This window comes from Actinomadura sp. NBRC 104412, assembly GCF_030269515.1.
Taxonomy (GTDB): domain Bacteria; phylum Actinomycetota; class Actinomycetes; order Streptosporangiales; family Streptosporangiaceae; genus Spirillospora.
In genome coordinates this window covers 418,987-430,967 of record NZ_BSTM01000001.1, presented here as the reverse complement: position 1 = coordinate 430,967, position 11,981 = coordinate 418,987, and the positions used below count along the sequence as shown (strand labels likewise).

Annotated in this window: 11 protein-coding genes; 4 read left to right on the top strand and 7 right to left on the bottom strand. The window is 70.4% G+C overall.

Annotated features, from left to right (window positions below):
• Positions 1-9: 9 nt before the first annotated feature.
• From QSK21_RS02020 to QSK21_RS01990, 7 genes are all read right to left on the bottom strand, one after another.
• Entirely contained in the window at positions 10-774 is a 765-nt protein-coding gene (locus QSK21_RS02020; RefSeq protein WP_285693170.1) for an enoyl-CoA hydratase/isomerase family protein, read from the bottom strand.
• Between the two features lie 25 nt (positions 775-799).
• Positions 800-2,035 (bottom strand): acyl-CoA dehydrogenase family protein, encoded by a 1,236-nt coding sequence (locus QSK21_RS02015; RefSeq protein WP_285693167.1) that lies wholly within the window; start codon positions 2,033-2,035, stop codon positions 800-802.
• The gene (locus QSK21_RS02010) at positions 2,032-3,654 is read right to left on the bottom strand and encodes an AMP-binding protein (RefSeq protein WP_285693165.1); all 1,623 of its coding nucleotides are present in this window, start codon (positions 3,652-3,654) and stop codon (positions 2,032-2,034) included. The genes QSK21_RS02015 and QSK21_RS02010 overlap by 4 nt, the downstream gene beginning before the upstream one ends.
• A 267-nt stretch (positions 3,655-3,921) precedes the next feature.
• Positions 3,922-4,968 (bottom strand): C40 family peptidase, encoded by a 1,047-nt coding sequence (locus QSK21_RS02005; protein WP_285693163.1) that lies wholly within the window; start codon positions 4,966-4,968, stop codon positions 3,922-3,924.
• Between the two features lie 310 nt (positions 4,969-5,278).
• Positions 5,279-5,842 (bottom strand): peptidoglycan-binding domain-containing protein, encoded by a 564-nt coding sequence (locus tag QSK21_RS02000; protein WP_285693161.1) that lies wholly within the window; start codon positions 5,840-5,842, stop codon positions 5,279-5,281.
• Positions 5,843-5,984: 142 nt separating this feature from the next.
• Positions 5,985-7,247, bottom strand: coding sequence for a pyridoxal phosphate-dependent aminotransferase (locus QSK21_RS01995; RefSeq protein WP_285693158.1), 1,263 nt, complete (start codon positions 7,245-7,247; stop codon positions 5,985-5,987).
• Positions 7,248-7,325: 78 nt separating this feature from the next.
• Complete coding sequence (locus tag QSK21_RS01990) at positions 7,326-7,772, bottom strand: hypothetical protein (protein ID WP_285693156.1); 447 nt, start codon at positions 7,770-7,772, stop codon at positions 7,326-7,328.
• 90 nt (positions 7,773-7,862) lie between these two features.
• Here QSK21_RS01990 and QSK21_RS01985 point away from each other — a divergent pair, with 90 nt between their 5' ends.
• From QSK21_RS01985 to QSK21_RS01970, 4 genes are all read left to right on the top strand, one after another.
• Positions 7,863-8,576 carry a class I SAM-dependent methyltransferase gene (locus QSK21_RS01985; protein ID WP_285693155.1) on the top strand — a complete coding sequence of 238 codons (714 nt, stop codon included), beginning with the start codon at positions 7,863-7,865 and terminating at the stop codon, positions 8,574-8,576.
• On the top strand, positions 8,563-9,162 hold the full coding sequence (locus QSK21_RS01980; protein ID WP_285693152.1) for a TetR/AcrR family transcriptional regulator: 600 nt from the start codon (positions 8,563-8,565) through the stop codon (positions 9,160-9,162). The genes QSK21_RS01985 and QSK21_RS01980 overlap by 14 nt, the downstream gene beginning before the upstream one ends.
• Positions 9,163-9,281: 119 nt before the next feature.
• A complete protein-coding gene (locus QSK21_RS01975) occupies positions 9,282-10,394 on the top strand; it encodes a hypothetical protein (RefSeq protein WP_285693150.1) in 1,113 nt (370 codons plus the stop codon).
• Between the two features lie 252 nt (positions 10,395-10,646).
• A complete protein-coding gene (locus QSK21_RS01970; RefSeq protein WP_285693148.1) occupies positions 10,647-11,831 on the top strand; it encodes an SGNH/GDSL hydrolase family protein in 1,185 nt (394 codons plus the stop codon).
• Positions 11,832-11,981 lie beyond the last annotated feature (150 nt).

The window sequence follows — 11,981 nt, the reverse complement described above, 5'->3', positions numbered from 1 at the left end:
TGGAACCCCTCAGCTCGGGTGCGGCTCGATCCAGTCGTAGCCGTAGGTCACCAGCTCCTTGACCAGGCGCAGGTTGTAGCGGTTCATCGCGGCGACGCGCTCGGCCAGCTCTCCCACCCGCTTGTCGAACTCCTCGGCCGGGAACACCTCGTTGACCAGGCCGAACTCCTTGGCCTTGGCGGCGTCGATCCGGGCGCCGGTGAACAGGAGCTGCTTGGCGCGCGCCTTGCCGATCCGCTCGGGCAGCCGCTTGACGCCGCCCCACCCGGGCGCGTTGCCGCCGAACTCGGGCTGGTCGGGGTCGCCGTCCTCGGTCATCTTGGGCCGGTACGGGGGACGCGCGGACAGCGTGATCTCGACGAGCCCGACCTTGGCGTTGTCGGCGGCCACGATGAAGTCGGCCGCCAGCGCCAGCTCCAGGCCGCCGCCGACCGCGTACCCGTGCACGGCGGCGATCACGGGGATGGACAGCCGCTCCATCATCGCGAACGTCTTCTCACCGAGCCGGCCCTGCTCGACCCGGTCCTTCTTGGTGAGCGACTCCGACCACTTCAGGTCCATGCCGGCGCAGAACGCGCGCTCGCCCGCGCCGCGCAGCACGAGCACGCACACGTCCTCGTCGTCGTCGACCTTGGTGAAGATGTCGCGCAGCTCCGCCATGGTGGTGGGCGTGAGGGCGTTCAGCTTGTCCGGCCGGTTCAGCGTCAGCCAGGCCACCCGATCCTCGATGTGCAGGTCGACGGTCTCGTAGGAGCCGTAGGCGTTCCCGGGCATGAGAGAGGTCCTCCTCGGGGTGTTCTCAGCCGCGCGGCAGGTCGAGGCCGCGGGTGGCTATCACGTTGCGCTGGATCTCGGACGCGCCGCCGAGGAAGGTCGCGGCGATCGCGTCGCGTCGCATGTGGGTGAACGTGGCGTTGAGGGGTGAGCCGTCGCCACGTGACCACAGCGACCCCGACCGCCCGAACGCCTTCGCACCGGTGCGGGCGAGCCGCTGGTGCAGCTCGGCGCTGAAGAGCTGGTTGACCGACGCCTCGAAGCCCGGTTCCTCCCCGGCCTCCTGCTTGGAGACGGTGTACCGGGCCAGGTTGTACAGCACCCGGATCTCGGTGAGCCTTCGGGCGATCTCGCGCCGGTACGACCCGTCGGCCCGCGCGAACCGGCGGCCCTCGTCCGAACGCAGGTACCGGACGAGGTCGTGCAGCGCCTGCTCGTACTTGATGGTGGCGCCGATCCCCGCCCGCTCGAACCCGAGCGCGGTCATCGCCACGTACCAGCCGCGGTTCTCCTCGCCGACCCGGTTCGCCACCGGCACCCGCACGCCCTCGAAGAAGATCTCGCAGTACGGGGTGGCGCCGCGCAGGTCGGTGATGGGACGGATCGTCACGCCGGGCGCCGATGCCTCGACGAGCAGGAAGGTGATGCCCCGGTGCCTGGGCTCGGCGTCCGGATCGGTGCGGACGAGGACGAACAGCCAGTCCGCGTACTGGCCGAGTGACGTCCACACCTTCTGGCCGTCCACCACGTACACGTCGCCGTCGCGGACGGCGCGGGTGCGCAGGGAGGCGAGGTCGGAGCCCGCGCCCGGCTCGGAGAAGCCCTGCGCCCACGTCACCTCGCCGCGCGCGATGCCGGGCAGGTGCGCGGTCTTCTGCTCGTCCGTCCCGTGGACGAGCAGGGTCGGGCCGAGCAGGAACGCGCCGATGCCGTTGACCGTCGGGACGCGGGCCCGCATCAGCTCTTCCTGGAGGATGAACTCCTCCATCGCCGACAGCCCGGCGCCGCCGTACTCCCGCGGCCAGTGCGGCGCGATCCAGCCGCGCTCGGCCAGCGCCGCCGCCCACGCGCGGGCGCCCTCGCGGCGGTCCGGGTCGTCGCTGACACGGTCCTCGGCCCAGTTGTAGCCGCGCACGTCCTCCGGTTCCAGGCTCTGCTCCCCGTCGAGGTCGGGACGGTACGAGGCGGGGAACCGTTCGCGCACGAACGCCCGCACCTCCTCGCGGAAGGCCGCCTGCTCGGGGGTGTCGTCCCAGTTCATGCGGGGTCCTTCTGGGCCGCCTCGCGGTCCCAGGTCGTCGCGGTCAGGCCGTTCTCGCCCTCTTCGCGCAGCTTGTACTTGGCGACCTTGTCGGTGGGGGTGCGGGGCAGGGCGTCGACGAGCTCCACGTAGCGGGGCACCATCGAGCGCGGCAGCCGCTCCTCGCAGTAGGCGATCAGCTCGGCCGGGTCCAGGGGGCCGGCGCCGGGCCGCACCACGACGCTCACCTTGATGTCCTCGTCCTCCAGCTCCGAGGGGACGCCGATCGCGGCGCACTCCAGCACCGCCGGATGCAGGTTGATCTCGGACTCCAGGTCGAACGCGGAGATGTTCTCGCCGCGCCGCCGGATCGCGTCCTTCATCCGGTCGAGGAAGTAGTAGTAACCATCGTCATCCCGCCATACCCGATCTCCGGTGTGAAACCACATGTTCCGGAAACAGTGCGCCGTCGCCTCCCACGCGCCGTAGTAGCCGGTGGTGAGCACGAACGGCTGTTTCGGGCGGAGCACCAGCTCACCGGGTTCCCCGGGTCCCAGCTCGCGGTCGTGTTCGTCCACGACCGCCACGTGGAAGCGCTCCTCGTGCGCGGTGCCGCACGAGCCCGTGCGCCACTCGCCGTACGGACTGCCGGTGGCGATGCCCGCCTCGGTGCTGGTGTAGGTCTCCACCGACCGCACGCCGAACCGCTCGCGCAGCGGCTCGTCGAGGCTGGACTTGCCCATGTAGAAGGTCTCCATGGGATGGTCGCGGTCCCGCGGGGACGGCGGCTGGTTCAGCAGGATCGGGATCATCGAGAACACGCTCATCGTGACCCGCGCGTCGAAGCGGCGCACGTCGTCCCAGAACCGGGACGCGCTGAAACGTTCCACGATCGCGATGGAGCCGCCGCCCAGCAGCGCCGACAGCATCCCGTCCCACAGCGCCGCGGCATGGAACAGCGGCAGCGGGCAGTAGATCGTCTTGCCCCATCGGTCGAGATAGTTCAGCGAGTCGTACGCGCAGGTCAGCGCCAGCGCGTGCGGCACCATCGCGCCCTTGGACGGGCCCGTGGTCCCGGACGTGTACATGATCGCCTGGAGGTCGGAGAACCGGACCCCGGCGTTCACCTCGCCGTCGCCGTTCTCCCGCGCCAGCAGCGTCGACATCTCGACTGCGGGCTTGCCGAGCGCGCCCATCGGCACCCCGGACGCCGCCCCGTCCCGGACGATGACCAGGCCCAGGCCGGGCAGCCGGTCCGCGATCGCGGGGATCCGGTCGGCGTACGGCGCGTCCACGATCAGCCAGCGCGTGTCCGAGGTGGCCAGCACGTGCCGCAGCAGTTCGCTCCGGTAGTCGATGTTGATGGGCACCGCCACCGCGCCGAGCCGGGCCAGCGCGAACACCAGGTGGACGATGTCGGCGCAGTTGGGGAGCATCACGCCGACGTGGTGGCCGCGGCCGACGCCGAGCGCCGCCAGTCCCCGCGCCATCCGGTCGGCCGTCGTGTCCACCTCTCCGTAGCTGACGTCGCCGTCCCGGAATCTCAGGAACGGCTCCGTCCGGTGGGCCCGCGCCTGCGAGCGGAGCACGTCCCCGAGGACGAAACCTTCCAGCGTCTCCCTGCGCAAGGATGCGCGCATCCGAACCTCCGCTGCCGGGGGTCGAGGTCGTTGCCGGTCCCCGCTATCCGAACATGAAAGTACAAACAGGGCAACAGTGATGGAAGTGGACTAGTGGGGCAGGGAGTGTGATGGCGCGGTCACTCGCGGCGCCCGCCGGGCATAGGCGGGCATGGGCGGGCTCAGGCGGGCATGGGCGGGCAAGCGGGTATAGAGCGGCGGCCATCCTGAGCGTGGTTCGCCCGGACGGCCGCCGTTGCACGTGCGCGGTCGGATCAGTCGTAACTGTCAGTCGTCCCCCGATGTTCCTTCCGCGTCTTCCCTGTCGAAGGTGGTCTCCGGCAGTGCCTCGTCGGGAACCTCGTCCGGCCGGGACGGGGTGTGGTCGGCGTCCGGCGCCTGTCCGGAGATCTTCGGCTTGTGACCACCGGAGGTCTTCGGCCTCGGCTCCGGCGCGGGCGGCGGGGTGGGCGAGAGCACCCTCTTCCGCTTGGCGTCCGTCGGCTTGGCGTCCGTCCGCTTGGCGGGCGCCGCCTTTCCGCGCTTGCCGGTGGGCTTGCCGTGCTCCGCCTTTCCCCGCTTCCTGGAGAGGAGGCCGTACTGGTCGAGGTCGTGGGCGAGCTCGGCGATGGACGACGGGAACTTCCTCGGCTGGGGCGCGCCGGGCCGCACGGCACCGGCGAACGTCCGCCTGCGATAGTCGTTGAACCGGTCGATGCGAATGGTCTTCCCCCTGCTGGGCGCATGGATGAACCGGTTCCTGGACAGGGCCATCCCGACATGGCCGCGGCCGTTGAAGAACACCAGATCCCCCGGGCGCAATTTGCGTATGCTCACCTTTCGGGGAACGGCCCGGTATTGCGCGTAGGAGACCCGTGGAAGGTGGACACCCGCCTTTTGCCAGGACCGCATCACCAGGCCCGAGCAGTCGTAGGAATTCGGCCCCTCGGCACCCCACTGGTAGGGCTTGCCGATCTGCCGGCGCGCGTACGAGGTGGCGATCGCCGCGCGCTTTTTCTGCCGGGCCACCTTGCGGCGGTATTTCTTGTACGCCTTGACCTTGACCCGGGTCGCGGCGTCGATCCGCGGTCGCGCTGGCCAGCGCACCGGCGGCTTGATCCGCGGCCGTGCGTGCGAGGACGGGGTGGACGGGTCGGCCGGTTCGGGCGGCGCGGCCTGCGCGTGACCCGCCGGAACCGTGACTAAGATCGTCGCCGCGAGCAGACAGGTGGCGGCCTGCGGCGCCATCCGCCGTGTGCGTTTATGGCGGGTCTGCGGCTCCCGGCCTGAAGACTTCGACGGGCAGGCGCCCGGCCGCCGCGCTGGAATGTCCATGAAACACCCTCCGATGTCCGTGATCGCGTGTGTCGGCCACCTGTAGGTAGCCGTGAAAACGCCTACCCGCCGCACGCGCCGGACTATTCAGGTGCTCGCCGGTCTTTAGTCGATGATGAGGACTCCATGGAAAGGTCCTGCGCCCGCGTTGAACGGCGCGCCGCTAGTATCGCGATAAGCCTGGTCATCCCGCGCGAAGTGGTCACCGGACCGTATTGCTCGTGATCTGCTCGTGATCTATGCATGATCGGGACCCGGCGCCTTTCCCGCGCCGGGCCCCGAGAAGACGGACATGTCCCTCGTTCCGCTGTCAGGTGCCCATGCAGATCAGCGCCCGGAAGGTGAACCTGCCGGTGACGCCGTCGACGTGGATGCCGACCCTCCTCTGGAACTGCCGGACGGCCTGCTCGGTCCTGGTCCCGTAGATGCCGTCCACGGCCAGCCCCGGGTGACCGTTGTGCCGCAGGGCGCGCTGCACGGCGAAGACCTTGCCTCCGGTGGCGCCCGGACGCACCACACCGACGGTGTAGCGAAGGTTCTCCCAGGTCTCCGTGCCGATCCGGTTCCGCTCGGCCAGGTCCTTGCCCTCCTGGTACTTGGTGATCGCCCTGTGCAGGGCGTCGTTGTAGACGTCCCCCTGGCTGCTGGTGGGGACGCCGAGGATCCTCTTGACCGACCAGACCCTCCAGTGCGTGACGCCTCTCTCGAGCACCGGCCATGGCAGGGCCTCGATCCTGGCCTTCACCCCCCTCGGCGTGTCCGGGCCGTCCGCCGCCGCGACGCCCGTGCCGGCGGCGCCGGACGCGGCGAGGACCAGCGCGAACACCAGTGGCAGGGCGGTGAGCGGCCTGAGGGCGTTGCGAGCCAGCGACATGTGAGATCCCCCATCTCGGTCGGTTCTGAGCTGCGCTCACGGACGAGCGGCGCATCGGGAACACGTCGAAGCTCGCTCTCCGTGATCAATAGCATACGCAAAGTGACACGTAAGAGCTCGGGAATTCTCGGGGAAGCCGCGGTTATCCGGCGCGGGAGTGGTAGAGGGTTTCGACCGGGGCCTGGGTTTGGGGCTGGGCGGAGTGCTGGGCGTGTTGCCCCTGGTAGTAGTACGGCTGCTGGTCCTCGCCGTGCAGATCCGGCGGGGGCATGGTGCTGATGAGGTGCGCCTTCTCCGTCCCGTACAGGTACGCGCTCAGCCCGTTCAGCAGGCGGTGGACGTCCTGCGGCGGGCGCACCACCAGCCGCAGGAACCGGCTGGTGCTGCCCAGCTTGTTGCCGCACTCGCGGACGAACACGCCGTGCTCGCTGATCAGGAAGTCGCGCAGCCGCACCCCGTCCACCTCGTCCGGGAGCCGGACCAGGATGAAGTTGCCCTGGGACGCGAACACCTTCAGCCCGGGCATGGCGGCGAGCTGCCGCGCCATCGACCTGCGGTCCATCGCGAGGCGGGCCAGGCTGGTCCGGTACTCGGCGCGGTGCTCCTTCAGCAGGAACACGACGATCTCGGCGAACGAGTTGAGGTTCCACTTCGGCAGGGCACGCCTGATCCGTCCCGCCAGGGCCGGGTTGGCGACGAGGTAGCCGAACCGGATGCCGTGCAGGCCGAAGTTCTTGCCCAGGCTCTTCAGCACGATCACGTTGGGACGGATCGCCGCCTCGGCCGCGACGCTGGTCACCGGCTCGGCGTCCACGAAGTCGATGAACGACTCGTCCACGACCACGAGGTCGAGGTCGACCAGCGCGTCCAGCATCCGCAGCACGTCCTGGCGCGGGACGTAACCGCCGTCCGGGTTGTTCGGGTTGCAGATCACCGCAACCCGCGACCGCCGTTCCCGCAGGAACCGGATGAACGACTCCAGGTCGAGCGCGAAGTCCCGGCTCTCGGGCAGCGGAAACATGTCGACCCGCTTGCCGGTCTCCATCGGCTGGTCCGTCCACCGCCCGAACGTGGGGATCGGCGTGCACAGGCTCTCCCGCACCAGCAGGTGGTCGATCCAGGTGATCAGCTCCGTGGAGCCGTTGCCCATCGCCACCGTCTGCGGGTTCAGCCCCAGCGTCGAGCACAGCTCGGCGGTGATCGTGTCGGCGTCGCTGGGGTAGTACTTGAGGATCGTCTCCAGGTTGTCGCGCAACCGCCCGAACATCTCCGGCGTCGGGAAGTACGGGTTGCAGGGGATGCAGAAGTCGACGAGGTCGGCCCCGTGCCCGCTGTCGGCACGGTTGAGCGCGAAGAACGACGGACTGTGCGCGTTCTGCCGCAACAGATCGATGGAACCGGCCACTCCGTACCTCCAAGGCAAGGGCACCGAGAGGAGATACGAACCGGAGGCCCTCCGGGTTCGAGCGGCGGGCTCCGGCGATCAGTACCCCCGGGACCCGAGCAGGCGGGCCTGGATCTCCTCCATCGTCCGCTCGTTGTGCCGGCGCTGCCTCTCGGTGTGCCGCAGCGGCGTGTCGAACGCCAGGACACGGGTGGACCTGCGTCTCCCGTCGGGCTTCCGCCAGGCGATCCTGGACCGGTAGACGTCCACCTCGACCACGGCCGCCGCCGGAATCCGGGTCGTCTTGATGAAGCCGTGCACGACGACCTGGCCTCGGTGCAGGTCGACGCCCAGACGCAGGCAGTTCACGGCCAGCAGGATCCCCGCGGCCAGGATGAGAAGCGAGACCGCGGCGAACGGCCACCCATCCAGCGCGAGGCCGAGTTCCTCGAAGACCGACGTGGCCACCACGAAGGCCGGACCGCACGCCACCAGACAACCGATGGCGTTGCCGCCGCGATACCCGGACCAGGCTTTCCACCGCATACCCGACCTCCCCGTTCTCATTGGGACGGGCCGGACATGATCCCGGTTGCCCGGAGGTCTCCACTTGGCCAGGGGCTAGGGTCGTCGATCGTGATCGAGCCTTCCTCCCTGGACACCACCCGGGCGGCGTACGACGCCGTCGCCCCCCTCTACGCCGAGCTGTTCCGTGACTCGGTCGACGTCCATCCGCTGGATCGCGCCATGGTCGCCGCGTTCGCCGATTCCGTGCGCGAGGCGGGCGGCGGGCCCGTGGCCGACCTCGGGTGCGGCCCTGGGGGCGTCACGGCGCGCCTGGCGTCCCTCGGCCTGACCGCCTTCGGGGTGGACGCGTCGCCGGCGATGGTCGAGCTGGCCCGCCGGGAGTACCCGGACCTGCGGTTCGACGAGGGTTCGATGCTCGCGCTCGACCTCGCGGACGGGACGCTGGGCGGCGTCCTGGCCTGGTACTCCATCATCCACACGCCTCCGGAGGAGCTGCCGGTGATCTTCGCGGAGTTCGCCCGGGTGCTGGCGCCGGGAGGCCATCTGCTCGTCGGGTTCTTCGCGACCGGCGACGACTCGTCCCATGCGGCCGAGCCGTTCGACCACAAGGTCGCCGTCGCCTACCGGCTCTCCCTCGACCATGTCGCGGGCCTGGCGGCCGAGGCCGGGTTCATGGAGATCGGCCGGCTGCGCCGGGAGCCCGGTGAGAACGAGAGGTTCCAGCACGGCCGCCTCCTCGCCCGCACGGCCGTGGCACCTGGCCGCAAGCGTATTGAACCGGTCGGTTCAGAACGTTACGGTGGCGCGCATGGGGCGGCCTAGGGGTTTCGACGAGGGGCGGGCCCTGGACGCGGCGATGCTCACGTTCTGGGAGAAGGGGTACGAGGCCACGTCCACGGAGGATCTGTGCGCCGCCACGGGGCTGGGGCGCAGCAGCATCTACAACACGTTCAGGAGCAAGCACGACCTGTTCGAGCGCTCGCTCGGCCGGTATCTCGACGCCATGACCGGTGCGCAGGTGGCCGTCCTGCGCGATGCCGGACGGACGGGCGCGGAGCGGGTGCGCGCGGTGCTCCGGATGATCGTCGAGGAGGACGCGGACTGCCGGGCGGCCGGTGGGCGCAGTCCGGGCTGCCTGGCCGTGAACAGCATCGTCGGGCTTGCCGGACGTGACGCGGCGGTCGCGGCGATGCTGGAGCGGGACACCGCGCGCCGCCTCGACGCCCTGCGGAGCGCGGTGGAGGCGGGGCAACGGGACGGGAGCATCACCTCCAAGCGGGACGCCGGGGAACTGAGCCGCTTCGTCAACGCGGCGGTCGCGGGCATGCGGGTCTCCGGGCAGGGCGGGGCCGGCCCGGCCGTGCTGGAGTCCATCGCCGAGATCACGATGGACGCGCTGACCCCCTGACCGGCCCGGCCGGCGGGACGCCGCCGGAAGAGTGCCCGTCTCCTTGCTCAATGTTTGCCCTGGCAGGGCCGCCTGCGCCCGTTCCCCATTCCATGATGGACGGCGCGAGGGAGTGTGCCGTGGCATCAAAGATCATTTTGCATATCGGGCTGCAGAAGTCGGGTACGACCTTCCTGCAGCACATGCTGTACGACAACCGGGACGTGCTGGCCGAGGCGGGGTTCTGCTACCCCGTGTCCCTGGACTGGGGCAAGGGCAAGCGCACCGTGCCGAACCACGAGTGGTCGAGCTACGGCCTGCTCGGAACGGAGTTCCCTTGGGTGTCGAAGCGGCGCGCGGCGAACAAGGCGGCCGCGTGGCAGGCCCTGGCGGACCAGGTGGCGACATGGCCGGGGACGGTGCTGCTGTCGGCGGAGGCGCTGTCGGTGATCCGGGCGCCCGCGATCGGCCGGCTCTTGGACGCGCTCGGCTGCGATGACGTCGAGGTGCTGGTCACGGCGCGGAGCCTGGGGCGTTCCCTGCCGTCGTTGTGGCAGCAGCACGTGCGGAACGGCAAGTACACCGGCTTCGAGCGCTACCTGGAAAGCCTCGCCGAATGGCGCGAGCGGGGACCGGACTACATCGAGAGCGACCCCGACTCGCATCTGTGGCGCGCGTTCGTCCTAAGCGGGCTGGTGCGGCGCTGGTCCGCGGCCGGGGTGAACCGGGTGCGCGCGGTGACCACCCCGGGCAGGCCCCCGGAGGTGCTGTGGCATCGCTTCGTGGAGGCGCTCGGGCTGCCGCAGCTCGCGCAGGCGGAGCCCACGCAGGAGTGGCATCGCGCGCACGCCGGTCTGACCGCGCCGGAGACGCTGGTGCTGGCGTCGCTGAACCGCCTGCTGAACGAGAACCGCTGGAAGCAACGGGACGCCGACAGGCTGCGGGACGCGGTGACCGAGCGGTTCCAGACCCGGGAGGAGCGCGGCGGCAAGATCGTGATCCCGCCCGAGTGGCGTCCCACGGTCGCGGAATGGAACCGGGAGGACCTGTCCGCCCTGAGCGGGATGGGAGCGGAGATCCTCGGCGACATCGCCGATCTGCGCTACGACCCGGACGGCGAGAGCGGCTCCGCGCCGACCGCCGAGGAGACGGGACGGGCCGGGGCCGACGCGCTCTTCGCCGCCGTCGGCCTCCGGCTGAACGAGCCCGCACCGAAGCGCAAGGTCCGCGCCGTCCGGCGGATCCTGCCCTGAGGCCCGGCCTTGACGGCCTGATCAACACGGCGTACGTTCCCCCTGATATTTCCGAAAGTCAGCCGAAACTTTTCGATGAGGGAGCCCGTGGTGAGACGCTTCCAACCCGTGCTGACCGCTGTCCTTCTTCTCCTGGGCGCGCTCGTCGCGACATCGTCCACGATCAGCGCCACCGGCGCCGAAAGTCTCGGGGCGCCCGGCGGTCGGACCGGGCCGAAAAGTGTCGGCCACTGGATCGGTAGCTGGGTGTCCATGCCCCAGCTGACCGAGCCTCACAACATGCCGCCGCCGCCGTTCACCGAGGAGGACGGCGTCCTGGACGACGCCACGCTGCGGCAGACGATCCGGGTCGCGGCCGGCGGCCCGCACCTGCGGCTGCGGTTCTCCAACGCGTTCGGCGGCGCCGCGCTGCCCATCACCAAGGTCGCGGTGGCGCTGCCCGCCGGGGGCAGGGCGGGCGTCAGCGCCATCGAGCCCGGCACGTCCCGCCCGGTGACGTTCCACGGACGGCCCTCGGTGAGCATCCCGGTCGGCGCGCAGATGGTGTCGGACCCGATCGGCTTCCCGGTGGCCCCCCGCTCCGTCCTCACGGTGACGATCTACCTGGCGGACGGCCAGGCGTCCACCGACATCACGTCCCACCCCGGCTCGCGGACGACCTCCTACCTGCTGGCCGGCGACCACGTCGCGGACACCGACCTGCCCGGCGCGACGCCCACCGACCACTGGTACTTCCTCAGCGGCGTCGAGACCTGGACGAGGACCACCACCGCCGCGGCCGTCATGCTGGGCGACTCGCTCACCGACGGGCGCGGCTCCACCACCAACGGGAACGACCGCTGGCCGGACCGGCTGCTGGACAGGCTCCAGTCCCACCCGTCCACGTCCGGCGTCTCCGTCCTGAACCAGGCGGCGGGCGGCAACCGCGTCCTCAACGACGGGCTCGGCCCGAACGTGCTGGCCCGCCTGGACCGGGACGCGCTCGCCACGACCGGCGTCCGCTGGCTCGTCGTCTTCGAGGGCGTCAACGACATCGGCACCGCCGAGGCCACGCCCGCCGCGCAGAAGCGGGTGACCGACGACCTGATCGCCGCCTACGACCAGATCATCGTCCGCGCGCACGCGCAGGGCATCCGGGTGTACGGGGCCACGATCACCCCGTTCGGCGGCAACGAGGGATACGACGACCCCGACGGCCATCGCGAGGCCGCCCGCCAGGCCGTCAACGCCTGGATCCGCACCAGCGGCCGCTTCGACGCCGTCATCGACTTCGACCGCGTGGCCCGCGACCCCGCCGACCCACGCCGGCTGCTGCCCGCCTACGACACCGGCGACCACCTGCACCTGAACCAGACCGGCTACAAGGCCCTGGCCGACGCCGTCCCCACCAGGCTTTTCCACGCCAAGTCCCTCCCCCCGAACTTCACCTTCGACTAACCCAGACGGGGCACTGGCCGGCGGTTAACAGCGCCTACCGGCTCTGGACGGCATGGGGCGAACCCGACCGCAGCCGGTACGGAGTCACCATCACCCCGCACGGGCAGAATGTCTGGCTCGACTTCCCTTTTCTCCGGGCCGACTGCTCTG